At 66.1% G+C, this 26,094-nt stretch carries 26 protein-coding genes; 7 read left to right on the top strand and 19 right to left on the bottom strand.

The window, feature by feature from the left end; genetic code table 11:
- The first annotated feature begins 126 nt into the window (after positions 1 to 126).
- Both C8C93_RS23650 and C8C93_RS23645 read left to right on the top strand, forming a co-directional pair.
- The gene (locus C8C93_RS23650) at positions 127 to 1,242 is read left to right on the top strand and encodes an ABC transporter substrate-binding protein (protein ID WP_121508491.1); all 1,116 of its coding nucleotides are present in this window, start codon (positions 127 to 129) and stop codon (positions 1,240 to 1,242) included.
- A gap of 172 nt (positions 1,243 to 1,414) precedes the next feature.
- A complete protein-coding gene (locus tag C8C93_RS23645) occupies positions 1,415 to 2,536 on the top strand; it encodes an ABC transporter substrate-binding protein (RefSeq protein WP_158603292.1) in 1,122 nt (373 codons plus the stop codon).
- Between the two features lie 164 nt (positions 2,537 to 2,700).
- Here the strand turns inward: C8C93_RS23645 and C8C93_RS23640 are convergent, their stop codons facing one another.
- From C8C93_RS23640 to C8C93_RS23610, 7 genes are all read right to left on the bottom strand, one after another.
- Positions 2,701 to 2,892, bottom strand: a complete 192-nt coding sequence (locus C8C93_RS23640; RefSeq protein WP_121421240.1) for a hypothetical protein — start codon at positions 2,890 to 2,892, stop codon at positions 2,701 to 2,703.
- Between the two features lie 143 nt (positions 2,893 to 3,035).
- Positions 3,036 to 4,697: an MFS transporter gene (locus tag C8C93_RS23635; RefSeq protein WP_121421241.1), complete on the bottom strand. Its 1,662-nt coding sequence runs from the start codon at positions 4,695 to 4,697 to the stop codon at positions 3,036 to 3,038.
- Positions 4,698 to 4,871: 174 nt separating this feature from the next.
- A complete protein-coding gene (locus C8C93_RS23630; protein ID WP_121508490.1) occupies positions 4,872 to 5,525 on the bottom strand; it encodes a 2-hydroxychromene-2-carboxylate isomerase in 654 nt (217 codons plus the stop codon).
- Positions 5,526 to 5,528: 3 nt separating this feature from the next.
- Entirely contained in the window at positions 5,529 to 5,801 is a 273-nt protein-coding gene (locus C8C93_RS23625; protein ID WP_121421243.1) for a DUF1289 domain-containing protein, read from the bottom strand.
- A complete protein-coding gene (locus C8C93_RS23620; protein ID WP_055393041.1) occupies positions 5,798 to 6,316 on the bottom strand; it encodes a YbaK/EbsC family protein in 519 nt (172 codons plus the stop codon). Before C8C93_RS23620 ends, C8C93_RS23625 begins: the two co-directional genes overlap by 4 nt.
- Positions 6,317 to 6,481: 165 nt before the next feature.
- Positions 6,482 to 7,390 carry a hydroxymethylglutaryl-CoA lyase gene (locus C8C93_RS23615; RefSeq protein WP_121508489.1) on the bottom strand — a complete coding sequence of 303 codons (909 nt, stop codon included), beginning with the start codon at positions 7,388 to 7,390 and terminating at the stop codon, positions 6,482 to 6,484.
- A 97-nt stretch (positions 7,391 to 7,487) separates the two neighbouring features.
- Complete coding sequence (locus C8C93_RS23610; RefSeq protein ID WP_121508488.1) at positions 7,488 to 8,405, bottom strand: LysR family transcriptional regulator; 918 nt, start codon at positions 8,403 to 8,405, stop codon at positions 7,488 to 7,490.
- 98 nt (positions 8,406 to 8,503) lie between these two features.
- Between C8C93_RS23610 and C8C93_RS23605 the strand changes: the two genes are divergently transcribed.
- The 3 genes from C8C93_RS23605 to C8C93_RS23595 all read left to right on the top strand — a co-directional run bounded on the left by C8C93_RS23605 (position 8,504) and on the right by C8C93_RS23595 (position 11,467).
- A complete protein-coding gene (locus tag C8C93_RS23605) occupies positions 8,504 to 9,502 on the top strand; it encodes a 3-hydroxyacyl-CoA dehydrogenase family protein (RefSeq protein ID WP_121508487.1) in 999 nt (332 codons plus the stop codon).
- On the top strand, positions 9,499 to 10,356 hold the full coding sequence (locus C8C93_RS23600) for a 3-keto-5-aminohexanoate cleavage protein (protein WP_121508486.1): 858 nt from the start codon (positions 9,499 to 9,501) through the stop codon (positions 10,354 to 10,356). The genes C8C93_RS23605 and C8C93_RS23600 overlap by 4 nt, the downstream gene beginning before the upstream one ends.
- A gap of 82 nt (positions 10,357 to 10,438) precedes the next feature.
- Positions 10,439 to 11,467, top strand: coding sequence for a tripartite tricarboxylate transporter substrate binding protein (locus tag C8C93_RS23595; RefSeq protein WP_121421249.1), 1,029 nt, complete (start codon positions 10,439 to 10,441; stop codon positions 11,465 to 11,467).
- A gap of 33 nt (positions 11,468 to 11,500) precedes the next feature.
- On the opposite strand, the gene C8C93_RS23590 is transcribed toward C8C93_RS23595, so the two are convergent.
- From C8C93_RS23590 to C8C93_RS23555, 8 genes are all read right to left on the bottom strand, one after another.
- Positions 11,501 to 11,959: a DUF3592 domain-containing protein gene (locus tag C8C93_RS23590; protein ID WP_121508958.1), complete on the bottom strand. Its 459-nt coding sequence runs from the start codon at positions 11,957 to 11,959 to the stop codon at positions 11,501 to 11,503.
- A gap of 42 nt (positions 11,960 to 12,001) precedes the next feature.
- Entirely contained in the window at positions 12,002 to 12,922 is a 921-nt protein-coding gene (locus tag C8C93_RS23585) for a glyoxylate/hydroxypyruvate reductase A (RefSeq protein WP_121508485.1), read from the bottom strand.
- Between the two features lie 69 nt (positions 12,923 to 12,991).
- Positions 12,992 to 15,019 (bottom strand): acetyl/propionyl/methylcrotonyl-CoA carboxylase subunit alpha, encoded by a 2,028-nt coding sequence (locus C8C93_RS23580; RefSeq protein ID WP_121508484.1) that lies wholly within the window; start codon positions 15,017 to 15,019, stop codon positions 12,992 to 12,994.
- A gap of 2 nt (positions 15,020 to 15,021) precedes the next feature.
- A complete protein-coding gene (locus tag C8C93_RS23575) occupies positions 15,022 to 15,741 on the bottom strand; it encodes a DUF4126 domain-containing protein (protein WP_121508483.1) in 720 nt (239 codons plus the stop codon).
- Between the two features lie 16 nt (positions 15,742 to 15,757).
- Positions 15,758 to 16,540, bottom strand: a complete 783-nt coding sequence (locus C8C93_RS23570) for an enoyl-CoA hydratase/isomerase family protein (protein ID WP_121508482.1) — start codon at positions 16,538 to 16,540, stop codon at positions 15,758 to 15,760.
- Positions 16,537 to 17,046 carry a DinB family protein gene (locus C8C93_RS23565; protein WP_121508481.1) on the bottom strand — a complete coding sequence of 170 codons (510 nt, stop codon included), beginning with the start codon at positions 17,044 to 17,046 and terminating at the stop codon, positions 16,537 to 16,539. The genes C8C93_RS23570 and C8C93_RS23565 overlap by 4 nt, the downstream gene beginning before the upstream one ends.
- Before the next feature lie 17 nt (positions 17,047 to 17,063).
- Positions 17,064 to 18,671 (bottom strand): carboxyl transferase domain-containing protein, encoded by a 1,608-nt coding sequence (locus tag C8C93_RS23560; protein ID WP_121508480.1) that lies wholly within the window; start codon positions 18,669 to 18,671, stop codon positions 17,064 to 17,066.
- A 13-nt stretch (positions 18,672 to 18,684) separates the two neighbouring features.
- Positions 18,685 to 20,415, bottom strand: a complete 1,731-nt coding sequence (locus C8C93_RS23555; RefSeq protein ID WP_121508479.1) for an AMP-binding protein — start codon at positions 20,413 to 20,415, stop codon at positions 18,685 to 18,687.
- A 100-nt stretch (positions 20,416 to 20,515) separates the two neighbouring features.
- Between C8C93_RS23555 and C8C93_RS23550 the strand changes: the two genes are divergently transcribed.
- Together C8C93_RS23550 and C8C93_RS23545 are read left to right on the top strand one after the other, a co-directional pair.
- Positions 20,516 to 21,628, top strand: coding sequence for an AraC family transcriptional regulator (locus C8C93_RS23550; protein ID WP_233559551.1), 1,113 nt, complete (start codon positions 20,516 to 20,518; stop codon positions 21,626 to 21,628).
- Positions 21,629 to 21,744: 116 nt separating this feature from the next.
- Positions 21,745 to 22,419: a glutathione S-transferase family protein gene (locus C8C93_RS23545; RefSeq protein WP_121508957.1), complete on the top strand. Its 675-nt coding sequence runs from the start codon at positions 21,745 to 21,747 to the stop codon at positions 22,417 to 22,419.
- Between the two features lie 32 nt (positions 22,420 to 22,451).
- Here the strand turns inward: C8C93_RS23545 and C8C93_RS23540 are convergent, their stop codons facing one another.
- The 4 genes from C8C93_RS23540 to C8C93_RS23525 form a co-directional block, all read right to left on the bottom strand.
- On the bottom strand, positions 22,452 to 23,891 hold the full coding sequence (locus C8C93_RS23540) for a patatin-like phospholipase family protein (protein WP_233559550.1): 1,440 nt from the start codon (positions 23,889 to 23,891) through the stop codon (positions 22,452 to 22,454).
- Between the two features lie 48 nt (positions 23,892 to 23,939).
- Entirely contained in the window at positions 23,940 to 24,593 is a 654-nt protein-coding gene (locus C8C93_RS23535; RefSeq protein WP_121508477.1) for an HAD family phosphatase, read from the bottom strand.
- A 50-nt stretch (positions 24,594 to 24,643) separates the two neighbouring features.
- The gene (locus tag C8C93_RS23530) at positions 24,644 to 25,069 is read right to left on the bottom strand and encodes a YchJ family protein (RefSeq protein ID WP_158603291.1); all 426 of its coding nucleotides are present in this window, start codon (positions 25,067 to 25,069) and stop codon (positions 24,644 to 24,646) included.
- Between the two features lie 163 nt (positions 25,070 to 25,232).
- Positions 25,233 to 25,931 carry a DUF4197 domain-containing protein gene (locus tag C8C93_RS23525; protein WP_121508476.1) on the bottom strand — a complete coding sequence of 233 codons (699 nt, stop codon included), beginning with the start codon at positions 25,929 to 25,931 and terminating at the stop codon, positions 25,233 to 25,235.
- Between the last annotated feature and the right edge of the window lie 163 nt (positions 25,932 to 26,094).

The raw sequence follows: 26,094 nt of genomic DNA, 5'->3' as shown, positions 1-26,094 counted from the left end.
TCCGGCCTTGCCGCAATACCCTTTGATTGCGGGTCTGCTGACAGGTGCTGTCACAACATCGGGTTATGCCGGTTCGCAAACAGGGCACATTTGTCTAGAGTAGCCAGTCAATCCAAGGAGACGACCATGTACAAATGGACACAATGGGGAGCCGCAGTCGCTCTGGCCGCCGCGCTGTGCGGCGCTGGCCATGCCCAGATCCTGATCGGGCAAACCGCCGGCTTCTCCGGGCAGGTGGCGGCAGGCGTGAAGGAAACCACCGACGGCGCCCTCCTCTATATCGATGCGGTCAACGCCAAGGGCGGCGTCAACGGCCAGAAGATCGAACTGACCTCGCTGGACGACAAGTTCGACCCCAAGCTGGCCGCAGAAAACGCGCGCAAGCTGATCGAAGAAAACAATGTGTCAGCGCTGTTCCTCACACGCGGCACGCCCCACACGGAGGCCATCGTTCCCCTGCTGGAAAAGCACGGCGTGGCACTGGTCGGCCCTTCCACGGGCGCCATGGTGCTGCACCAGCCCGTGCGCAAATACGTCTTCAACGTGCGCGCCACCTACCAGCGCGAGGCAGAAAAGGCCATGACCCACCTGGCCTCCATGGGCATTACCCGCATTGCCGTGGTGTATGCCGACGACAGCTTTGGTGCCGATGGCGTGGCGGGGGCGCAAAAGGGCCTGGCGGCGGCCAAGCTCACACCCGTGGTGCTGGAGAAGTTTGACCGTGCCAAGCCTGATTTCGCCCCGGTTGCGGCCAAGGTGGCCAAGGCAGACACCCAGGCCGTGCTGATGATCGCCTCCGGCTCTGCCGTGGTCGATGGCAGCAATGCGCTGCGCGCCGCAGGCTCTGCCGCACAGATCGTGACGCTGTCCAACAATGCCTCGGGCGGCTTCATCAAGAGCCTGGGCAACAATGCGCGCGGCGTGATCGTGACCCAGGTGTACCCCAATGAGCGCGCGGTGACCTACGCCATGGTCAAGGAAGCCCAGGAGCTGGCCCGGGCCAAGGGCTTGCAGGAGATCAGCCCCGCCATGCTCGAAGGTTTTGCAGCCGCCAAGGTGCTGGTGGAAGGCCTCAAGCGCGCCGGCCCCAAACCCAGCCGCGACAAGATCCACACAGCCCTGGAAGGCATCAAGAAATTCGACCTGGGCGGGCTGGAGGTGAGCTACGGCCCAGACGACCACACGGGCCTGGACTTTGCCGACCTCTCCATCATTGGTACGGACGGCAGGTTCCGTCGCTAAGAGCCTGTTTACGATCTCGCAGGGGATCGCAAACAGGCTCTAGGAGCCATCTCCCGGATGGCCATAGGTTGCGCAGGCCCGGCTCCGTCCGGGCCTACGTATTTCTACAGTTTATTTGTCACCGTTTGTATCTATATTGATGCCTCCAACAAACAGGCATCTTGGGACAAACATGAGATTGACACACTGGCTTCGCGGGGGCGCTACCCTGGCCGCCATCTTCGCAATGGTGGGCGCAGCCCACGGACAGATTCTCATTGGACAGACGGTGGGCATCACGGGCTCGGCAGCGGCCACGGTGGCCGAATCCATGCAGGGCGCGGCGCTCTACATTGATCACATCAACGCCCGGGGCGGTATCGCAGGGCAGAAGGTGGAGGTCATATCCCTGGACGACAAATTCGACCCCAAGCTGACCCTCGAAAACACCCGCGTTCTGATTGAGGAAAAAGGCGTGATCGGGCTGTTCATGACACGGGGCACGCCCCACACCCAGGGCATCATGCCGCTGCTGGAGCAGCACGGCGTGCCGCTGGTCGGCCCCTCCACCGGCGCCATGGTGCTCCACCAGCCGGTACACAGGTTCATCTTCAACGTGCGCGCGCCCTACCAGCGCGAGGTGGAAAAGGCCATCACCCACCTCAACACCCTGGGCATCAAGCGCATTGGCGTGGTGCATGTGGACGACACCTTTGGCGCAGATGGCCTGGCAGGGGCACAGCTGGGCTTCAAGGCCAACCAGCTGGAAGCCCTCTTTGTCGAGAAGTTTGACCGTGCCAAGCCCGACTACAGCGCCATTGCACCGCGTGTGGCGCAAAAGCAGCCCCAGGCCGTGGTCTTCATCGGCACGGGCGCGGCGGTGGTGGACGGCATCAAGGCGTTGCGCGCTGCAGGGGTCACGGGGCAGATCGTGACACTGTCCAACAATGCCTCGGGCGGCTTTGTCAAACTGCTGGGCGACCAGGCCCGGGGGGTTGTGGTCACGCAGGTCTTTCCCTCCGAGCGGTCGGTGAACTACCCGGTGGTCAAGGAAGCCATGGAGCTGGCCCGCGCCAAGAACTTTTCCGATCTCACGCCCGCGATGGTGGAGGGCTTCGTCAGCGCCAAGGTGCTGCTGGAAGGTATCAAACGCGCGGGCCCCAAGCCGGACCGCGCCAAGCTGCACACAGGCCTGGAGAGCATCAAGAAGTGGGACCTGGGTGGCGTGGAGCTGAGCTACAGCCCCACGGACCACAGCGGTCTGGTGTTCGCCGACCTTTCCATCATCGGAAGTGACGGGCGCTTCAAGCGATGACACCCTAAGAAACTGAGGCGCTGTGCGGGCTCTTGCCCTGCGCCGCGCGAGGAGCGGTAGGGGCGTGGAGTGTGCGGCCCACCGTGACAGCCCCGCACAAAACAAAAGCCTGCGGCCTTTCGGCTGCAGGCTTTTTTGATGGGCTCGGGATGGGGCCCGGCGGCTTACTGCGCGCTGGCCGCAGATGCAGGTGCCGACGCAGGCGCCGCTGCGGGTGAACTGGCAGCGGGTTCGGGCGCATGCACGGCATCTGCGCCGTGTTTTTCACCACCCATGTCGGCCTTGTCGCCCGCCGTGATGATCACGTACATCGACAACGCAGCAAACAAGACGAAGCCAACAACAATCTTCCACATATCAATATCTCCTAGAGGGATGGGTTTGTTCAATCAAGGAGCCTGGGCGCTGCGTTGTAGGTTGTACTGTGTGGCACAAGCCCCTTGATGGAACACAGGGCCCGACCCTTGCGGGGCGGGCCCTGTTCACCGGTCAGAACCGATCAGTCGTTGGCGTAGATGTCCACGTCCTTGGTTTCCTTGATGAACAAGCCACCGATCACCACCGTGGCACCGGCAATGATGATGGGGTACCACAGGCCGTTGTACATGTTGCCGGTCTGGGCCACGATGGCGAACGCCGTGGTGGGCAGCAGACCGCCGAACCAGCCGTTACCGATGTGGTACGGCAGGGACATCGAGGTGTAGCGGATGCGGGTGGGGAACATTTCGACCAGCATGGCGGCAATAGGGCCGTACACCATGGTCACCAGCAGCACCAGGTAGGTCAGGATCACGGTGACCATGACCTTGTCGATGCGGGCGGGATCTGCCTTGGTGGGGTAGCCCGCAGCCTTCAGTGCATCGGCCACAGCCTTCTTGAACTCGCCATCTTTCTTCTTGGCTTCGTCAGCGGGCAGGCCCTTGCTGGTGTACGAGGCGATGACGGTTTCACCGATCTTGATGGTGGCGGGGGTACCGGCGGCGCCCACGGCGTTGTCATAGCTCACCGAAGCGCCAGCCAGAACCTGCTTGGCGATGTCGCACGAGCTGGTGAACTTGGTGGTGCCGGTGGGGTTGAACTGGAACGAGCATTCCTTGGGGTCTGCCGTCACGATCACTTGGTTCTTGGCCTGGGCTTCAGCCAGGGCGGGGTTGGCCGCCTTGGTCAGTGCGCCGAACACAGGGAAGTACGTCAGCGCGGCCAGCAGGCAGCCTGCCAGGATGATGGGCTTGCGGCCAATCTTGTCCGACAGCGAACCGAACACGATGAAGAACGGTGTGCCGATCAGCAGCGACACAGCCACAAAGATGTTGGCGGTGGCGCCATCAACCTTCAGGGCTTGTGTCAGGAAGAACAGCGCATAGAACTGGCCCGAGTACCACACCACGGCCTGGCCGGCGGTCAGGCCCACCAGCGCCAGGATCACGATCTTCAGGTTCTTCCACTGGCCGAAAGACTCGGTCAGTGGGGCCTTGGAGGTCTTGCCCTCGGCCTTCATCTTCTGGAAGGCAGGCGATTCGTTCATGGACAGACGGATCCAGACCGAGATGGCCAGCAGCAGGATCGACACGATGAACGGAATGCGCCAGCCCCAGTCGCCAAAGGCTTCTTCGCCCAGCACGGTGCGGGTACCCAGAATTACCATCAGCGACAGAAACAGCCCCAGCGTGGCCGTGGTCTGGATCCAGGCGGTGTAGGCGCCGCGTTTGCCGTGCGGAGCATGCTCGGCCACATAGGTGGCTGCGCCGCCGTACTCACCGCCCAGCGCCAGGCCTTGCAGCAGGCGCAGAATGATCAGGATGACCGGGGCCGCCACACCGATGGAGGCATAGGTCGGCAAGATGCCCACGATGAAGGTGGACAAGCCCATGATCAGGATGGTGACCAGGAACGTGTACTTGCGGCCGATCATGTCGCCCAGGCGGCCGAAGAAAATCGCGCCGAACGGACGGACGATGAAGCCCGCTGCGAAGGCCAGCAGCGCGAAGATGAACGCCGATCCGGCATCCAGCCCGCTGAAGAACTGCTTGGCGATGATGGCGGCGAGCGAGCCGTACAGGTAAAAGTCGTACCACTCGAAAACGGTGCCGAGCGACGACGCGAAGATGACCTTGCGCTCTTCGGGCGACATCGGCCGCGGTGCGGGATGGATGGTTGCCATGGTGTCTAGTCTCCTATTGGTTGTGCAGACCGCACTGCGGCGGGCTGTACGCATTCTTGGAGATGGCACTGACCACGCTCTGACGCGAAACCAACAAGAGCTTTCATCAAACTGACCGCTCTCTGACAACTTAGGGAGAAACCCGCAGCACCTCTTTCAGCATCCGGAAACAGCTCAGGACTTCGCGGGTAAACCCGATGGGAGCTGGCTGACAGCATTCCAGCCCGGGCCATCAAACCAGTCGTCACCTTCCAGGTAGGCGCGCAGCATGGGCAGGCCATCCAGCCCCCAGAAGACCTTGCCGTCCACCACAAACGCAGGCACACCAAACACACCCACCGCCTGCGCGGCCTCGGTGTTGGCGCGCAGCAGCGCCTTAGGGCCTTCGCTGTGCATGTCCTGCCCCGGTCGGATTTGTTCGGCCAGATCGGCCGCCAGCGTGGCCAGGCGCTCGGCGTCCAGCGCGTCGTGCCCGCCCTGCCACACATGGCGCAGCACGGTACCCGCCACATAGCGGTTGATGCAACCGTCGTCGCTGCAGGCCAGCGCCTGGCGCAGCAAGGGCAGCGGGTTGAACGGGTGCCGTGCTGGCATCTGCAGCGGCGTGCCCTGCGCGTGGCCCAGCCAGGTCACGTGGCGGTAGGTCCAGGCGCGCTTGGGCGCAATGCCCGCGGGCCCCGGGTTGGCGTGCTGCTGCAGCAACGCGCCCAGCAGCACCGGGCGGTATTCGACGCTGTAGCTCAGGTCCACCAGCGCCTCGGGCAGGCGCTCAAAGGCCAGCCAGGCGTAGGGCGAAATGAAGTCGAGGTAGAACGTGATGTGTTTCATGGCTCAGCCTTCTGCGCTTTCTGGCTGCACCGGCACGGCAATGCCCGCCCGGTCCAGCAACTGGCGCCAGATGCCCCGCCGCAGGTGCGAGTCGGCACGCGACCAGATGCGGATCTCGTCGAGGGAGCGAAAGCAGCCCTCGCAGTGGCTGCGGTCGGGCGACATACGGCAGACCGAGATGCAGGGCGAGGGCACGGCCTCGGTGTTTTCAGCATCAAAATGGCCACCAGCGCTTATCTGCAAAGCGCGAACAGCTAGCAATTCAATAGCATTCATGCCGCAGACTCAGGTGCAACCACCTGCACCACATCCACCACGGGTGCACCCGTCAGCCGCTGAAGATCGCTGGGGTGCAGCGCAAACACACCATGCGGATGCCCCGCCGCCGCCCACACCACCTCAAAGCGCAGCAGGTCCTGATCGATCAGCGTGACGGGAGGCGTGGCGTGCGCCACGGGCGACACACCACCGATGGAAAAGCCCGTGCGGCTTTTCACGAAGTCGGCATCGGCGCGGCCGATCTTGCCGCCCACGTGGGCCTCCACCTTTTTCTCGTCCACCCGCCGGTCGCCCGAGGTGACCACCAGCACGGCCACATCATCGCTCTTGCGGCGAAAGATGATGCTCTTGGCAATCTGCCCCACGGCAATGCCCAGCGCATCGGCCGCCTGCTGCGCGGTGCGCGCTGCGTCGTCCAGCATCTGCGGCCGGTGGGGGTGGCCCAGGGATTCCAGCGCTGCAGCCACGCGCTGCACACCTTCAGGCAGATTTTTCAGTTCAGCTCCACACATCGTTTCTTACTCCGAAATCACAATCGTCCCAGGTATTTTGACCGCATGGCGCCAGCCCCGGCCGACGCGCCGGCAGCACAGGCCCTGCCGGACCAGCGGGTGCATCCCTTCCGCACTGGGAGCGAGGCGGCTGAGATGCGTCAGCGTCTCAGCGGCAGTGGCCTATTACCCCGCACGTTTGGTCAATAGCGCGTTGGCAGCGCGGGAGTTGGGCTTGCGGCCCAGAAAGTCGCTAATGTAGGCACCCGCGTCGATGAGCTTGTCGAGGTCGATGCCCGTCTCGATGCCCATGCCCTGCAGCATGTACACCACGTCTTCGGTGGCCACGTTGCCGGTGGCGCCCTTGGCATAGGGACAGCCGCCCAGCCCGGCCACGGACGACTGGAAGTTCCACACGCCCAGCTCCAGCGCGGCCAGCGTGTTGGACAGCGCCTGCCCGTAGGTGTCATGAAAGTGGCCCGACACCTCGTCGATGCCAAAGTGCTGCAACGTGGCCTCCAGCGCCTTCTGCACCTTGCGCGGCGTGCCCACGCCGATGGTGTCGGCCACGTCCACACGCTGCACGCCAATGCCCTGGAGCAGGCCTGCGAGATACGCCACGCGCTCGGGCGCAATGTCGCCTTCGTACGGGCAGCCCACGGTGCAGCTCATGGCGCCGCGCACACGGATGCCAGCGGCCCGTGCGGCCTCCACCACGGGGGCAAAACGCTCGATGCTCTCGGCAATGCTGCAGTTGATGTTGCGCTGGCTGAAGGCCTCGCTGGCGGAGCCGAAGACAACGATCTCGTCGGGTTTGTCCAGCACGGCAGCCTCAAAGCCCTTGAGGTTGGGCGTGAGCACCGAATACGCGACGCCGCTCTGGCGGGTGATACCGGCCATCACCTCATGGTTGTCGGCCATCTGCGGCACCCACTTGGGGCTGACGTAGCTGGTGACTTCGATCTCTTTCAGGCCCGCCTGCTGCAGGCGGTGCACCAGCTCGATCTTGACGGCGGCTGGGACTGGGGTCTTTTCGTTCTGCAGGCCGTCGCGGGGGCCAACGTCGATGAGGCGGACGCGGGAGGGAATGCTCATGGGGCTACCAAGGATGGATCAAGGAATCCGCCATTGTCTCGCCTGCGCCTCCACAGGGCCACCCCATATCGTGCCAGACCATTCGCCGGACGCGCCATCAGCCCGTACGGGTGCCATCACCCGCCACCTCTTGCAGCAGCAGGGCCACCATGGCTTGCGCCGCCAGCGACAGCGGCCGCCCCCGGAGCGTGATAAGCCCGATGGGCCGGTGCAGCACGGGCGCCTTGAGCGGGCGTGTGACCACCTCGGGCCGGCGCACCACCTGGGCGGCCAACTCGGGCAGCGCGCTCACACCCAGCCCCGCCGCCACCATGGCCGCAATGGTGGCCAGGTGTTCCACCTCGTAGCGGGGTTCAAAGCGGATGCGGTGCGTCAGCAGGGCCTCTTGCGCGTACTGCCGCACGCTGGTGCCCGCAGGCATGGAGATGTGGTGCAGCTCGGCCACGTCGGCCCAGGCGATGGCACCCCGCCCACGGGCCAGGGTGTGCGTGCGCTGCATCAGCAGCACAAACCGATCGGACACCAGCGGGGTGTAGTCCAGGTCCGCATAGGCGGGGTTGGCGGCGGTGAGGGCAAAGTCCACGCGCCCGGCACGCACCATGTCAAACGCCGGGCCCGCCAGGCTGTCGATCAGCTCCATCTGCACGCCCGGGTGCTGTGTGGCGAACCGGGCAAACGCGCGGGGCACGGCACCGGCTGCCAGCGACGGCAGCGCCGCCAGCGCAACGCGGCCCACCTGCAGCTGCGCCACCTCCTGCACGCGGCGCACCGTCTCCTCCATCTGGTGGCGCAGGAACCGCGCCTGCTCGGCAAACACCTCGCCCGCCAGCGTGAGCTGCACGGTGCGCGTGGTGCGCTCGAACAGGCGCACATCCAGCATCTCCTCCAGCCGCGCCACCGTGCCCGACACCGCCGACTGCGACAGGTGCATCTGCAAGGCCGTGCGCCGAAAGCTCAGCGTCTCGGCCAGGGAGAGGAACACATCCACCTCGCGGGCGGACCAATTGATCTTCATACCCGATCAGTCTATCGAAAAAGACGTCTGGACCGCGCAATGGGAGCCCCCTAGACTGCATTGCACGCAAGTACGCTCAGCAAAAAACAGGAGACAAGATGGACAACAGTTCGCCTCGCAACGCACGCACCGTGGTGGTGGGCGGAGGCACCATGGGGGCCGATGTAGCCGTGGTCCTGGCACGGGGCGGCGCGCAGGTCACGGTGGTGGACCCCCACGCTGCACGTCGCGACCAGCTGCTGCCTCATATCGCCCAGGAGCTTGCCGCCGCTGGCCAAACCACCCACGCTGGCCCGGTACAGGTGTGCGCCAGCCTGCAGGATGTGGACTGGAGCGGCGTGGTGCTGGTGGTGGAATGCATCACCGAGCAACTGGCTGCCAAGCAAAAGCTGTTTGCCGAGCTGGAAACCGTAGCGCCGCCCAACGCCGTGCTGGCCAGCAACAGCTCGGGTTTTCCCATCAGTGCCATCGCCCAGGGACTGGCCACGGCGCAGCGCATGCTGGGCCTGCACTTCTTCATGCCCGCGCACCTGGTGCCGCTGGTGGAGGTAGTGCTGGGCGAGCGCAGCGACCCGGCCCTGGGCACCTGGCTGCACGCCTTCATGCGTGGCTGCGGCAGCGTGCCGGTGCTGGTCAAGAAGGACAAGCCGGGCTTTCTGGCCAACCGCATGCAGCATGCGCTCTCACGCGAGGCGTTTGCGCTGATCGACGAAGGCATTGCCTCGCCCGAAGACGTGGACGCCGCCGTGCGCTTTGGTTTTGGCTTCCGCTTTCTGGCGGCCGGGCCGGTGCTGCAGCGCGACCATGCGGGCATTGAGGTGCACACCGCCGCCGCAGCCACCATGTACCCCACGCTGTCGAACACCGACGTACCCGCCCAGGCCCTGCGCGACAAGGTGGCGCAGGGTCAGTTCGGCATGAAGACCGGCAAGGGCTTTTTCGACTGGCCCGAAGACCGCAAGCAGGCCGAACGCGCGCGCTACGACACGCTGCTGCGCCAGGGCCTGGCCCTGCTTGCCAGCGAGCTGCCCACCATCGAGCCCCCCACCGCCACCTCACCGACGGACACCCCATCGACCACCGGAGCCCGCGCATGAGTGCATCGCCCGCATCACCCACCATTGCCAGCCAGTGGGTTGACCCGCTGATCGTGACCGTGGCGCCCAACGGCGCCTACAAGCAGCCTGCCGACCACTCCGCCGTGCCCATCACACCGGCCACGCTGGCCACCACGGCCAAGGCCTGCCTGGACGCGGGAGCGGCCATGCTGCACATGCACATCCGCGACGCGCAAGGCCGCCACAGCCTCGATGTGGAGGGCTACCGCGAGGCGCAGCGCGTGGTGCGCCAGGCTGTGGGCGACGCGATGGTCATCCAGATCACCAGCGAAGCCGCAGGCGTGTACCAGGCCCCCGCGCAGATCGCCATGGTGGAGGCCCTGCAACCCGAGGCCGTGTCCATCGGACTGCGGGAAGTGGACAAGCCCGAGATCGGCGAAGCCGGACTGCAGCGCTTCTTCACCGGCCTGGCCCAGCGCCGCACCATGGTGCAGGTCATCCTGTACGACGTGGCCGACCTGCGCCGCTGGCAGGCACTGCGCGCCAGTGGCATGGTGCCGGATGCGCCTTGGTTCCTGCTGTTTGTGCTGGGCCGCTACAGCGCGGGCCAGACCTCCAGCCCGCGCGACCTGCTGCCTTTTCTGAACGCCCATGACGGCAACGAGCCCTGGGCCGTGTGCGCCTTCGGGGCGGCAGAGAACGCCTGCGTGGCCGCAGCCGCCGTGTTTGGCGGCCACGCCCGCGTGGGGTTTGAAAACAACCTGCTGTGCAAGGACGGCAGCGTGGCCCCCGACAACACCGCACTGGTGCGCCAGGCCGTCGAAGCCGCCGCCGCACTGGGCCGCCCGCTGGCCACCGCCGCCGACATCCGGCAGCGCTTTAGCGCAGGCTGAGCGGCACCGCTCCATCGCGCCCCCCATCCATTGACATCAACCCGCGACAGACGGGCTTTATCCATCCCCACAGGAGACAGACATGCACCACCGCCACCTTTCCTTATCCACGCCTCGCACCGCCCGGCGCGCCGTGCTGCACGCAGCCCTTGCCGTGCCCCTGGCCCTGGGCGTCGCAGGTCACGCAGCGGCGCAGACGGCCGCCACCGCCTTCCCCAGCAAGACCATCCGCTTTGTGGTGCCCTACCCGCCCGGTGGCCCCACCGACCTGATGGCCCGCATGCTGCAGCCCGAGCTGCAAAGCCGCCTGGGTGTACCTGTGGTGGTGGACAACAAGGGCGGCGCTGGTGGCAACACCGGCAGCGCGGAGGTGGCCAAACAGGCGCCAGCGGACGGCCACACGCTGCTGCTGGCCGCCAGCGGCCCGATGGCAGTCAACCCGTCGCTGTACGCCAGCATGCCGTTCAACCCGCTGACCGATCTGGCGCCGGTGATCCAGCTGTCGGCATTCCCGCTGGTGCTGGAAGTGCACCCCTCGCTGGGCGTCAAGACCCTGGCCGAATTCCTGGCCCTGGCCAAGGCGGGCAAGCCGGTGCTGAGCTACGCGTCGGCCGGCAACGGCACACCGCAGCACCTGGCGGGTGAGCTGTTCAACACCACAGCGGGCGTGAAGATGGGGCACATCCCCTACCGTGGCGCTGGCCCAGCGCTCAACGACCTGATCGGCGGACAGGTGAACGTGATGTTCGACATCGTCGGTAGCTCCCTGCCCCACATCCAGGCGGGCAAGCTCATCCCGCTGGCCGTCACCTCCAGCGAACGTGCCAAGGTGCTGCCCAATGTGCCCACCATGGCGGAGGCTGGCATTGCGGGCTACCAGATCACCGGCTGGCATGGCATTGCGGTGCGCGCTGGCACCCCGCAAGCCACCGTCGACAAGCTCAACGCCACGGTGAATGCGATCTTCAAGGAACCCGCCTTCCGCGCCAAATGGGAAGCAATTGGCACGCCTGCGGTGGGGGGCACGGCGGCAGATTTCGGGGCGCTCATCAAGGCCGACGCGCAGCGCCTGGGCAAGCTGGTGCGCGATGCCGGCGTGACGGTGGATTGAAAAGGCACACCCTCTGTGCCCGCGCACAGAGGGCTATGCGACAGACCTGGGTCGCAAGCGCAGCAACAGCCAGCCCAGCGCCATGCCAATGGCACTGGACAGCAGCATCACCGTACCGGCCACGATCTTCACGGCGGTGGAGCTGCTGATCTCGGCCTGCGACGGGTCTTGGGCGGAGTAGCGCACCGAGACGGTCTCACCCACCTCGTGGATGGCCTGCTGCTGGCGTGCGACCGAGTCTGTGAACCGGAATCTCCGCCCATCGCCCGCCACAAACTCCACAATGCTTTTCTTGGCAAGCCCCCGGCGGTGGGTCGCGCCCGTCATGATTTCTTCATGCGCAACCACCCGGCCCCTGGCGGTGTGTGTGTCGCCCAGCATGTTCATGCCAGAGGCCAACAACCACGCTGCGCCCAGCGCGGTCAAGGCGCTGGGCACCAGCAGGATCCAGCCCAAAAGACCAAAGAAGCGGCGGAAGGTGGAGGAGCTCATGCCCGCCATTCTCTACGCTGGCGAGCGCGTGGACCGTCGGCCTCAGTAGCCTCGCGCGGGGTTCACGATGCCCGCCACCGTCTCGCCGTGCTCCAGCGCCACCATCTTGCGTGCGATCTGGGCAATGCTCTCGTCGCGCAGCGTGCGCGCCGAGGTGTGGGGCGTGACGGTGATGCGCGGGTGCGTCCAGAACGCATGGCCTGCGGGCAACGGCTCGGTGCGGAACACATCGAGTGTGGCGCCTGCCACATGGCCGCTGTCAATGGCGGCCAGCAGGTCTTCGTCCACCAGGTGCGCGCCGCGCGCCACATTGATCACGTAGGCACCCGGCTGCAGGCGAGCGAGCGTGCCCTTGTTGATGACGTTGGTCGTATCGGGCGTGAGCGGCAGCAGGTTGACCAGGACGCGGCTCGCGGCCAGAAAGTCATTGAATTGATCCGCGCCCGCAAAGCCGCGCACGCCGTCGATGGCCTTGGGGCTGCGGCTCCAGCCATTGATCGGAAATTCAAACTGCGCCAGCGCCTTGGCAACCCGCTCGCCCAGCACGCCCAGGCCCATCACGCCGATGGGGTAGTCGCTGCGCAGGCGCGGCTTGCGGTAGCCCCAGCGGCCCGCCTGGGTGTCGGCCTCATAGCCATCAAACTCGCGGAAGTGGCGGATGACCGCGTGGCACACGTACTCGGCCATCTGCACCGCCATGCCTGCGTCGTCCAGGCGCACCACCAGGGCCTTGGGAGGCAGGCGCAGCTTGAGCAGGGCATCCACCCCCGCGCCAATGTTGAACAGAGCTTTGAGCGCTGGCTGCTCGTCCATGAACTGCTGGGGCGGCGCCCACACCACGGCGTAGTCGGCCTGCGGGGCGCCGGGTTGCCAAACAGAGATCTCAGCGCCGGGCAGCGCGGCGGCCAGGCCCTGCAGCCAGGGTTCGGCCTTGGTGTCGGTACAACAAAAGGTGATTTTCATGGGGCCCAAGCGTAGCCGCAATGGGCCCCCTGCGCTGTCACCTGCAGACGACTCGGGACACTACTTGGCTCAGGCCTTGTCGGCGGCTGCCAGTTTGAGCAGTTCTGCCCCCTCGGTCACCTGGTCACCCGGCGCATACAGCAGTTCCTGCACCACACCGTCCACAGGGGCAGCAATGGTGTGTTCCATCTTCATGGCTTCCATCACTGCCAGCGGTTGACCCTTGGTCACGGCGTCGCCCGCCTTCACGGCAAACGACACCACCTTGCCAGGCATCGGGGCTGTGAGGCGCCCGCCTTCGGCCGCAGCCTCGCCCGCGTGGGCCAGCAGGTCGATGGCAGTGATCTGCGTGGCGCCCAGCGGGGTGAATACGTGGTCCACCTCGCCCTGGGCATACACAGCCGCACGCGTGCGCTGACCTGCAAACTGCAATTCGATGCCCTGCCCCACAGCGCTGAACACCAACGGCCCGGCCACTGCGGCATCGCCTTCGCCGACGGCCAGATGCAGGCTGCCACCACGCTCGTAGGTCAGCAGCGCCTTGGCGTGCTCACCACCAAACTCGAACTCAAACCGGCGCTGCACCACGCCATGGGTGTGAAAACCATCGCGGCGGCTGAAGGGGTCCACGCCCTCGCTGGCGCGCTCGCGCAGCAGGGTCTGAGCCACCGCCGCCGCAGCGGCCAGCGGCAGGCCCACGCTTTCCTGGTGGAACAGCACGGCCTGCTCGCGCGGGATCAGCGCGGTGTCCAGCTTGGCGCTGGCAAATGCCTCGGTGCGGGCCACGCGGCGCAGAAACTGCACGTTGGTCGCCAGGCCCACGATGTGGGTCTGCGCCAGCGCTTCATCGAGCCGGGCCAGGGCTTGCGCACGCGTGTCGCCGTGCACGATGAGCTTGGCCACCATGGAGTCGTAGTACGGGCTGATCGCATCGCCTTGGCGCACGCCGGAATCCACGCGCACCGCGCCCCGTTCGAAGGTCACACACTCGGGCAGCGCGTACACGTTGAGCGCCCCGGTGGCGGGCAGGAAGTTGTTGTCGGGGTTCTCAGCGCAAATGCGCGCCTCGATGGCGTGACCTTGGATACGCAGGTCTTCCTGTTTGAGCGGCAAGGGCTCGCCTGAGGCCACGCGCAGTTGCCACTCCACGAGGTCGAGGCCCGTGATGGCCTCGGTCACGGGGTGCTCCACCTGCAGGCGGGTATTCATCTCCATGAAGTAGAACTTCATCTGCTCGGGCGCGTCGTAGCCGCCGGGCTGCTCGACGATGAATTCCACCGTGCCCGCGCCCACGTAGTTCACCGCCCGTGCTGCGGCCACGGCAGCCTCGCCCATGCGGGCGCGCAGCTCCGGCGTCATGCCGGGGGCGGGCGCTTCTTCCAGCACCTTCTGGTGGCGGCGCTGCACCGAGCAGTCGCGCTCAAACAGGTACACGCAGTTGCCGTGCGTGTCGCCGAACACCTGGATCTCGATGTGGCGGGGGCGCTGCACGTATTTTTCGACCAGCACCGCATCGTCGCCGAAGCTGTTGATGGCCTCGCGCTTGCACGAATCGAGCGCGGCGCCAAAATCCTCGGCCTTGTCCACGGCGCGCATGCCCTTGCCACCACCACCCGCGCTGGCCTTGATGAGCACCGGGTAGCCAATGCGGTCCGCCTCGCGTTGCAGCAGTGCCGGGTCCTGGTCAGCGCCGTGGTAGCCGGGCACCAGGGGCACCTGGGCCTGCTCCATCAGGCGCTTGGACTCGGCCTTCAGCCCCATGGCATTGATGGCGCTGGCGGGCGGGCCGATGAAGACCAGGCCTGCGTCGGCACAAGCCTTGGCAAAGTCTTCGTTCTCGCTCAGGAAACCGTAGCCAGGGTGGATAGCCTGCGCGCCCGTGGCCTTGGCGGCGTCGATGATGCGCTCCCAGCGCAGGTAGCTGTCCTTGGGCGCGCTGCCGCCAATGTGCACGGCCTCGTCGCACACGGCGACATGTTTGGCGTTAGCGTCGGCATCGGAATACACGGCAACGGTTTTCACGCCCAGGCGCTTGGCGGTGGCGGCCACACGGCAAGCGATCTCGCCTCGATTTGCGATGAGTATCTTGTTGAACATTTTTAAGCCACCTTGGCAGAACCAGAAAAGAATGAAGACAAACGCCGCACCACGGCGCGCAGAAACTTGAACAGCACCACCAGCAGCAGTACGGACACCACCACCATCACGACCAACGCAACACCAAACGCCACCGGGTGCTGCGTGGCCAGCCAGACCACGGCCACGACCAGGCCGTCTTCCAAGAACGACAGGCCCCAGTTGGAAAACGGCTCGGGCGAGGTGTTCACCGCCGCCCGCGTGGTCATCTTGGTGGCCAGCGCCGTGGCAGAGAGCGAGCCCCCCAGCAGCCCAGCCACCACGGCCATGGTGGCGTTGTCGGCGCCAAACACGCCATAGGCCAAAGCGGCGCCCGCAGGCACGCGAATGAAGGCGTGCAAGGCATCCCAGGCGCTGTCCACCCAGGGCACCTTGTCGGCAAAAAACTCCACCATCAGCATGAAGCCGCTGACCATCAGCACCAGCGGGTGCTGCAGCATCGCCAGGCCGGGCGGCAGGGGCATCCAGCCCAGCACGCCCATCATGCCGACCAGGAACACTACGGCATACAACCGAAAGCCGCTGGCCCAGCCCAGTGCGGCGGCCAGCGCCAGCAGGCTGGGCATGTCGAGCTTCGCAGATGCTGTGGCTGCCGCGTCGCCCACGGCGCGCGCGGTGCCGCCATCCACATGCAGCCCCAGCGTGTGGAGCCACTGCACGATGTTGAACCAGAGGGTGTCCATGGCCTGCTTGTACCGATCAGCCCAACCAGGCGGGTTTGCGCTTGTTCAGGAACGACTGCACACCTTCCTTGCCTTCGTCGCTGGCGCGGATGTCGGCAATGCCCTGCACTGTGGCGGCGATGAGGCCCGCGTTGATCTCCCGCTCTGCCACATCCATCACCAGCTTCTTGCACACGCGCACAGCGTTGGGGCTGGCGCTGGTCAGGGCCTTGAGCAGTTCGTCCACCTTGGCGTCGAGCTGGTCAGCGACCACGACCTCGTGCACAAAGCCAATGCGCAAGGCTTCGGCCGCGCCAAAACGCTCGGCCGTGAGGAAGTAGCGGTGCGCAGCGCGTGCGCCCATGGCACGGATCACATACGGGCTGATGGTGGCGGGGATGAGCCCCAGCTTCACTTCGCTGAGGCAAAAGCCCGCCGTGTCCACGGCCACGGCCATGTCGCACGCGGCCACCAGGCCCATGCCGCCTGCATATACATCGCCCTGCACACGTGCCACCGTGGGCTTGGGGCACTCGTAGATCACCCGCAGCATCTCGGCCAGCTTTCCCGCGTCGGCGATGTTCTCGTCGCGCGTGTAGTCGGCCATTCGGCGCATCCAGTTGAGGTTGGCACCGGCGCAGAAGGCCGGGCCTTCCGCGGCCAGCACCACGGCGCGCACATCGGCACGCCCTCCGACTTCCAGAAAGGCGGCGGTGATCTCGGCAATGACCTCATCGCTGAAGGCGTTGCGGATTTCGGGCTGCGTGAGCGTGATGCGCGCCACGGCGCCGGTTTGGGTGATGGACAGGTTCTGGCTCATGGCGTGGACGGGTTTTGCAGGAAGTAGACAAGGTCCAGCTCGGGGCTGGGCTGGCCCAGGGCGGTCAATGCTGCGGTGATCTGGCCCCGGTGGTGGGTGCCGTGGTTGAACACGTGCGCCAGCGTGGCCGCAAACGGCAGCGATGCCGCTGTGCCGCGCATGGTGGTGTAGTCGAGCGTGCCGCTCCAGCGGTCCGGCTTGAACGAGGCTATCAGCGGTGCCCAGCGGGCCGCGCCTTCGCGCAGCCGGGCATCCAGCCGCACACGGTCAGATTCCAACTCGGCGTCCAGCGCCACCTTGGGCGAAATGCCGTCGGCAAAGCGCACGAACCAAAGATGGTGTTCGCCCACCAGCAGGTGGTTGAGCGTGCCGTGGATGCTTTTGAAGAACAGGCCCACATCGCGACGGTAGTCCTCTTCCGCCAGCGCCCGCACTGCATCAAGCAGGCGCGCCGTGGCCCACACGTTGTAGCGCGCAAGCTGGGTGAAGTGGGCAACAGCGTCCATGGTGGCTCCTGCTCCTGCTACATGCGGAACAGGCCGAACTTGGTGTCTTCGATGGGCGCATTGCGCGTGGCCGCCAGGCCCAGCGCCAGCACGCGGCGCGTATCGGCGGGGTCGATCACGCCGTCGTCCCACAGGCGGGCGGTGGCGTAGTAGGGGTGGCCCTGGTCTTCGTACTGGCGGCGGATGGGGGCCTTGAAGGCTTCTTCTTCCTCCATGCTCCACTGCCCACCCTTGGCCTCGATGCCGTCGCGCTTCACCGTGGCCAGCACGCCCGCAGCCTGGTCGCCGCCCATGACGCTGATGCGCGCGTTGGGCCACATCCACAGGAAGCGGGGGCTGTAGGCACGGCCGCACATGCCGTAGTTGCCCGCGCCAAAGCTGCCGCCGATGATGATGGTGAACTTGGGCACGCTGGCCGTGGCCACGGCCGTGACCATCTTGGCACCGTTGCGCGCAATGCCTTCGTTCTCGTACTTGCGGCCGACCATGAAGCCGGTGATGTTCTGCAGGAACACCAGCGGGATCTTGCGCTGGCAGCACAGCTCGATGAAGTGCGCGCCCTTGAGCGCCGACTCGCTGAACAGGATGCCGTTGTTGGCGATGATGCCGACCATCATCCCTTCGATGCGCGCAAAGCCCGTGACCAGCGTGGTGCCGTAGCGCGCCTTGAACTCGTCGAACTCGCTGCCGTCGACGATGCGGGCAATGATCTCGCGCACGTCGAACGGCTTGCGCGTGTCCACGGGGATCACGCCATACAGCTCCTCTGCTGCAAATTTAGGAGCTACTGGCGCTTGATCCGAAAGCGCTGGAGCCTTGTTTTTATTCAAATTACGCACCGCATTGCGTGCCAGCTGCAACGCATGCATGTCGTTCTGCGCCAGGTGGTCGGCCACACCCGACAGGCGCGTGTGCACGTCGCCGCCGCCCAGGTCTTCGGCCGTGACGACCTCGCCCGTCGCAGCCTTCACCAATGGCGGGCCACCCAAAAAGATGGTTCCCTGGTTCTTGACGATGATGGACTCGTCACTCATGGCCGGCACGTAGGCACCACCCGCCGTGCACGATCCCATGACCACGGCGATCTGCGAAATGCCCATGGCGCTCATGTTGGCCTGGTTGAAGAAGATGCGGCCGAAGTGGTCGCGGTCAGGAAAGACTTCGTCCTGGTTGGGCAGGTTGGCGCCGCCCGAGTCCACCAGGTAGATGCACGGCAGGTGGTTCTGCTGGGCCACCTCTTGTGCGCGCAGGTGCTTCTTGACGGTGAGCGGGTAGTAGGTGCCGCCCTTCACCGTGGCGTCGTTGCACACGATCATGCAGTCCACACCACTCACGCGGCCAATGCCCGCGATGAGCCCCGCGCTGGGCGCATCGTTGTTGTACATGTTGAGCGCGGCCAGCGGCGCGAGTTCGAGGAACGGCGTGCCCGGGTCCAGCAGCATCTGCACGCGTTCGCGCGGCAGCAGCTTGCCGCGCGCGGTGTGCTTGGCGCGGGCGGCCTCGCCGCCGCCCTGGGCAACCTTGTCGAGCTGGGCGCGCAGGTCATCCACCAGTGTGCGCATGGCGGCGGCGTTGGCCAGAAAGTCCGCCGAGCGGGCGTTGAGTTGGGTGTCGAGAATGTTCATACGGTGTGGCTCTTCAAGCAGTCTTTTGTTCTTCCAGGCCCAGCAGATCCTTCATCTCGTCGCGGATCTTGAACTTCTGGATCTTGCCCGTCACCGTCATCGGAAAGCTGGTGACAAAGCGGATGTAGCGCGGCACCTTGTAGTGCGCGATCTGGCCCTTGCAGAAGGCGCGGATGTCATCCTCGGTGGGCTGGGTGCCCGGCTTGGCGATGATCCAGGCGCAGAGTTCCTCGCCGTATTTCTGGTCGGGCACGCCCACCACCTGCACGTCCTGCACCTGCGGGTGGCGGTACAAAAATTCTTCGATCTCGCGCGGGTAAATGTTCTCGCCGCCACGGATCACCATGTCCTTGATGCGGCCGACGATGTTCACGTAGCCCTCGGCGTCCATGGTGGCCAGGTCGCCGGTGTGCATCCAGCCGCCTTCGTCAATCGCCTCGCGGGTCTTGGCCGGGTCGCCCCAGTAGCCGTGCATGACGGAGTAGCCTTTGGTGCAGAACTCGCCCCGCTGGCCGATGGGCACCACCGCCCCGCTGTCGGGATCCACGATCTTGATCTCCAGGTGCGGCTGCACCTGGCCCACGGTGGAGACGCGCTTGTCCAGCGGCGTGTCGGTGCTGCTCTGGCAGCTCACGGGGCTGGTCTCGGTCATGCCGTAGGCAATGGTGATCTCGCGCAGGTTCATCTGCTCCACCACGCGCTTCATCACCTCGGTGGGGCAGGGCGAACCCGCCATGATGCCGGTGCGCAGGGTGCTGAGGTTGAACTCGGCAAAACGCGGGTGGTCCAGCTCGGCAATGAACATGGTGGGCACGCCGTGCAGGCCGGTGCAGCGCTCGTCCTGCACCGTCTGCAGCACGGTCAGCGGGTCAAACCCGTCGTTGGGGTACACGATGGTGGCACCGTGCGTCAGGCAGGCCAGGTTGCCCAGCACCATGCCGAAGCAGTGGTACAGCGGCACGGGGATGCACAGGCGGTCTTCGGGCGTGAGCTTCATGCACTCGCCAATGAAGAAACCGTTGTTCAGGATGTTGCGGTGCGTGAGCGTGGCGCCCTTGGGGAAGCCGGTGGTTCCGCTGGTGAACTGGATGTTGATGGGGTCGGTGGCTTTCAACGTGGTTGCGATTTGCGCCAGGCGCGGGTCGGCTGCGTTGCCGCGTGCCAGCAGGTCGGTAAAACGCATCAGGCCCGGTTCGTCAGCGCCCTGCCCCGCCTCATCGATCCACACTACGGTGTTCAGGTGGGGCAGCTTCACGGAGCCCAGCTGGCCCGGCAGCTGGTGGTGCCACTCGGGCGCCAGCTCGCGCAGCATGCCCAGGTAGTCGCTGGTCTTGAAGCGCGCCATGGTCACCAGCAGCTTGCAGCCCACCTTGTTGAGCGCGTATTCCACCTCGGACGTGCGGTAGGCCGGGTTGATGTTGACCAGCACCAGGCCCACCTGCGCGGTGGCCAGCTGCATCAGCACCCATTCGGCGTTGTTGTGCGACCAGATACCCACGCGGTCGCCGGGCGTGAGCCCCATGCCCAGCAGCGCGCTGGCCAGGCGTTGCGCCTCTGTCTGCAGCTGGGCGTAGGTATAGCGGCGGCCCTGGTGCACGCTGACCAGCGCCTCGCGCTCGGGCTGGCGGGCCACCATGTCGGCAAAAAAGGCGCCGATGGTCTGCTCGATCAGGGGAACGTCGGTGGCGCCACGGGCGTGGCTGTCCACCAGCGGTGCGAAGTTCGTTGCGGCTGCACTCGTCACGGGTTTGTCTCCTCGGCTCTGTCATGCGGCCTGCGCCGCAAGAACATGCGGGCGGGCGATCCGTAAGCATAGAAGCCTGAACCCCTGGCGGGTGGACACAATGGTTGCAAATCGTGCCACGGCTGGCACACTCTGTGGCGTGAAGACCACCGCCCCCACCGACCATCGTCTCCCAACCACTCCATCTGCCCCTGCCGCAACGCCCATCGCCTTTGTGCGTGCCATTGTTCTGGCGTACGAGCGGCGCGGCCTGAGCCCCGAACGTGCCCTGGCCCAGGCACAGATTGCGCCGCAGCTGCTGCCCGACGACAGCGCCCGCATCACCGCCTGGCAGATGGAGCAGATCTCCGACGCCGCCATGCAAGAGCTGGACGACGAAGCCCTGGGCTGGTTCAGCCGCCGCCTGCCCTGGGGCAGCTACGGCATGCTGGCACGCGCCAGCATCAGCTCGCCCACGCTGCAGGTGGCCCTGGCCCGCTGGTGCCGCCACCATGGACTGCTGGCGGACGACATTGGCCTGCATCTCACCACCCAGGGCGACACCGCCACCCTGGCCATCACCGAGGCGCGCGACCTGGGCGCGCTGCGCGAGTTCTGCCTGGTATCCGTGCTGCGCAATGCGCATGGCCTGGCGTGCTGGATGGTGGACTCGCGCATTCCGCTCATTGCTGCAGAATTTGCCTTTGATGCGCCCCCGCACGCCGATGCGTATGCCGTGTTGTTCCGAGGCCCGGTCACCTTCCACGCGCCGCGCACCGCCATTCACTTCGACGCCCGCTACCTGCACCTGCCCCTGCGCCGCGACGAGCAGGCCCTGCGCCAGATGCTGCAACACGCCCTACCCCTGACGGTGCTGCACTACCGCCGGGACCGCCTGCTGGTGCAGCGCGTGCGCCAGCTGCTGGCCGCGCCCCTGCCGGGGCAACCGGCCCACGCCCTGCCCCAGCACAGCGCCGAATCCCTGGCCGCATTGCTGCATGTGTCGCCGCGTACGCTGCATCGGCAGCTGAAGGAAGAAGGCGCCACGCTGCAGGGCTTGAAAGACGAGGTTCGCCGCACCCGCGCAGTGGAGCTGCTGCACCGCACGCAGCGGCCGATCAAGCAGGTGGCCGAGGCAGCAGGGTTTGAGAACGAGAAGAGTTTTATCCGGGCGTTTAGGGGGTGGACGGGGCAGTCACCGGCGGAGTTTCGGCGCCAAGCGAGCCCAGCGTGATAGGAAGTGGCCCAATGGCGCGATCTGCACCCTGCATGGCTGCCACGGGGTGCGTCCGCAGCCAGCCACCACTACACTGACCAGCGCTCCCGCCCGCCCTTTTGCCGCTTGCCTTCATGCTCCACCTCCACCACTGCATCAGCGCCCGCTCCTTCCGTCCCCTGTGGATGCTCGAAGAGCTGCAACTGCCCTACCAGCTCCACATGCTGCCCTTCCCGCCCCGCGCCAAGGCCCGGTGGTTTCTGGACGAGAACCCGCTGGGCACGGTGCCGCTGCTGGTGCAGGGCGATGTGCGCATGACCGAATCGGCGGCCATGTGCCAGTACCTGGCCGCCACGCACCCCGACGCGGGGCTGGATGTGGCGCCCACACACCCGGCGTATGGCGCGTACCTGAACTGGCTGCACATGAGCGATGCGACGCTGACCTTTCCGCAGACGCTGGTGCTGCGCTATGGCCGGTTTGAGACCGCAGAGCGCAAGCAGCCGCAGGTGGTGGAGGACTACAGCCGCTGGTTCCTGGCCCGGCTGCGCGCGGTAGAAACCGCGATGACCCACGGCCGCAGCGACTATCTGTGCGCGGGCCGCTTTACGGCGGCGGATGTGGCGGTGGGGTATGCGCTGCTGCTGGCGCAGCACCTGGGGCTAAACGAACAATTTGGCCCGGCCACGCAGGCCTACTGGCAGCGGTTGCAACAGCGTCCCGGCTACCAGCGGGCGATGGCCGCACAGACGGAGGCCGCCCAAGACCAGGACGTGCCGACCACCCCGGCCCCCGACACCAAACCGTGATGCGGAGGTGGGGGCTAGCCGGGCTCACGCGGCTACTCGGACTTCGCTGGTGTAGATGCAGGTCCGGGCGTGGGTGAAGGTGTCGTCGGAGCCTGCCGCGCCAGCGACTGCACCAGTGCGCGGAACTCCGGCGAGTGGCGCAGCACGCTGCCACCCGCCTCGATGAGGTCTGTGACTTCTTCCGACGTGATGGAGAACGCCGTGGGCACTTGCAGCAGGCGGCGACGCGCAACGTCGTCGTGGGCATCGCGCAGGTTGACGGAAATGACGTGGACCTCGGCACCGGGCGCAAAGGCATCGCTGCTGCCGGTGGGGCCCGCCGCCAGCGACTGGCGCCACTGCTGGGTGATGTCGCGCAAGAACTCCTGCGTCTCGCGCGTGGCGCGGGCGCCGGTGCCAAACAGCAGCGAGTCCACCACCTGGGCCATGTTGGGCACCTGGTCGCTCATGTCGATGTTCTCGGATGGGTCGCGCTCGGCGTTGACGGTGACGAGCACCAGCTTGCGGATGGTGCCGGGGGGGATGCCCACTTCGCTGAAGGTTTCGCGCAGTCCGCCACCGGCCAGGGCCCGGTCGAGCAGACGCTGCACGCCCAGGTTGTCGGCCAGGCCGCCATCCACCAGGTGGATGTAGGGGCGGCGCTGCGCGTCCAGATAGCTCAACTCATGCGCGCGGTACAGGCGCGCGCGGTAGTCGCCGCCCGCAGCCAGGGTGGCAGCGCGGGACACGGTCTGGTACTGGGGGCACTGGTCGGCGTAGTTCTTGAGGGTGACGGGGCTCAACAACAGCGGTACGGCGGACGATGCCGCCACCGCGAACGACAGCGGCACCTTGCGCAGGTCGGAGCAGATCAGCGCGAACTGGTCCCACGTGAATTCAAAGCCAGTGCCCAACGACATGTCGGTGGCGGTGATGAACAGCTGCGGGTGGCGGGGGCGCCGCGCCACATCGCCAAAGGTGCGCCCGCCATACAGCTCATCCAGCCGCCGCGCGAGCAGGTGCGTGCGGCCGAACCAGGGCGAGGTCAGGTCCACCAGGTTGCCGGGGCGCAGGGCTTGGGTGATGAGGCTGTTCTGGAAGTTCTGGCGCAGAAAGTCCTGCTCGAAGCGGGGTAGCCCCTCGATGCCGTGTGCTGCCAGGTAAGCTGCCACGATGCTGCCGCCCGAGACGCCGCTGATCACATCGGTGGCGTCGAGCAGCGTGGTGGGGCGGCCGTTCCAGTCAAAGCGCGTGGCCTGCATTTCGGTCAGCACGCCAAAGCCGAAGGCGGCCGCCCTTGCGCCGCCGCCCGAGAGCGTGACGGCCACCAGGATGGTAGGGTCGCGCTCGGACTTGCGCTCGGGGATGGACTGGTCCTCGGGCTTCAGGGGTTCGTTGATCCAGGGCCGCACCGACGAGCAGCCCGCCAGCAGGGCCAGGGCCGCCACCACGGCGCATCGCCGCATCCACAGCTTCATGCGTTGTACCGGCATTGCGCTTCTCCCATGGTTACAGGGCTGTTGGGAATCTTCTTGCGTGTTTCAGCAGCCCAGCAGCGCAGGCAACTCGGCCATACTGCGAAACACCTGCGCTGCGCCTGCTGCACGCAGGGCCTCGCCATCGTCCAGCGGCGCATAGGCAAACACCGTGGCGCCTGCGGCCACGCCTGCGGTCACGCCCGTCACGGTGTCTTCCACCACGGCGCAGCGCCCGGGCGCCACCTGCAGGGCCGCAGCCGCCGCCAGATAGACGTCGGGCGCGGGCTTGGTGGCGGGCATCTCGTGGCCGCTGAACACCCGCCCGGCAAAGTACGGTGTGAGCCCCACCTTGGCCAACTGCATCTCGACCTTGTGCCGGTCGGCACCCGAGGCGCAGGCAATGCGCCCGCCATGGTGGGCGTGCACCCTTTCGATGGTGCCGTGGATGTGTTCGATGGCGGTGAGGCGCTGGTCCAGCTCGGCATTGCGCCGCGCATAGAAGTCGGCCATCCACGCATCGGTCAGCGGGCGGCCGGTGTGGGCCTCGATGCGGGCGGCCTCGCTGCGCACCGTTTTGCCAATAAAGATGCGCATGCATTCGTCGGCATTCAGGGCCCAGCCCGCTTCGTTGAGCATGTCGCGCAGCACGCCGTTGGTGATGGGTTCGCTGTCGACCAGCACACCATCGCAGTCAAACAAGATTGCTTCAAATTTCATAGCTGTTCGCGCTTATTGGTAAAGCGCTGGAGGTCATTTTTATCAAATTTTTAGGAGTGGATATCGCCATCCACATAGAACCAGCGCCCGTCTTCGCGCACGAAGCGGCTGGTCTCGTGCAGGCGCACGGCGCGGCCGCCCACGCGGTAGCGCGCGACAAACTCCACCTCGGCGCGGTCTTCGCCTGTGCTGAGGTGGCTGCGCACTTCCAGCCCCAGCCACTTCGTGCCGGGGTCGAAATCGAGGGCCGCTGGCCGGGTGCCGGGGTGCCAGGTGGCCTGCAGGTAGTCGCCACGTTCGAGGACAAAGGCGGTGTAGCGTGACCGCATGAGGCTTTCGGCGTCGGGGGCGGCAGCGCCGTCCCAGTGGTCGAGGTAGCTGCCGCAGCATTCCCCATAGGACAAGGCCGCAGCCTTGGCGCTTTTGCCGGGTGCGGCTTGGGTACGGCCGCAGGGGCAGGGGTCGTTATGGTTCATGGACGGATGCAGGAAGGCACGCAGGCGATGCGCGCCCCACCGATGGAAACGGGCGCTGCGCGAGGCGAGTGCACCCATGGAACTGGCTTTGCCAGGCCACTGGGTGCGTCCCCCTCCCGCGCAGCGAGAGAGGGGGATGGCGCGAAGCGACTCAGGGGGAGCTTCATCTCAGCGCACCAAAGACCTTGCGGGCGATGGCGCTGCCTGCACCGGCCGGGTTCTGACGGATGCGGCGCTCTTCCTCGCCGATCATGAAGTACAGGCCGTCGAGCGTCTTGCCGGTGACGTACTGCGCAAGGTTGGCCTCCTCGGGTTTGAGCAGGCCAAAGCTCGCTGCCTTGCCCGCAAAGGCGTTGTACTTCTGGGTGAGGCCGACTTTTTCGGTGGCCTGGTTCACCACGGGCAGGAAGCGTTCGGAGAGCGGCGTGCGCGTCTTGTCGGCAAAAAAGGCGGTGACCGAGGTGCTGCCGCCGGTCAGGATGTTCTTGGCATCGGTCACCGTCATCTTCTGCACGGCGCCCACCAGCAGGTCTTTGCCCATGGGCACGGCGGCTTCGGCGGCGCGGTTGATGGAGGTGACCAACTCGTCGATGCGCCGCCCCTGGCCCAGAGACTTCATGACCTTGGCGGCGTCGTCCAGGGAGCCCGGCAGGCCGATGCGCACCTGGGGGTTGCCCAGAAACCCGTCAGGCCGCCCCAGCAGGGCGACCGCCGCCTGGGCGCCCTGGCCCAGCGCGGCTTTGAGGCCGCTGGCGGCATCGGCATTGGTAAGGTCACCCAGCGACAGGGCCCAGGCCCGCTGGCCGGTGGCGCACAGCAGGGCAGCCACGAGGCTGGCTTGGTGAAATTGGCGGCGTTGCATGGTGCGGTACTTTCGGTGGGGGACGGCAGATGATGCCCACGCGGCCACCACTGCAGTGAGTGGCGCACTGTGCCGGAGCCGTGCGGGGAATTGCCGGGATTTTCGCTCAGCGAATGAGGGGCAAGCCGCAGGCCGTAGACTGCCCCCACCCAAGCATCCAACA

Source organism: Acidovorax sp. 93, from assembly GCF_003633835.1.
In the GTDB taxonomy this organism is placed as follows: Bacteria; Pseudomonadota; Gammaproteobacteria; order Burkholderiales; family Burkholderiaceae_C; genus Acidovorax; species Acidovorax facilis.
This window is presented reverse-complemented; position numbering and strand designations above follow the sequence as displayed.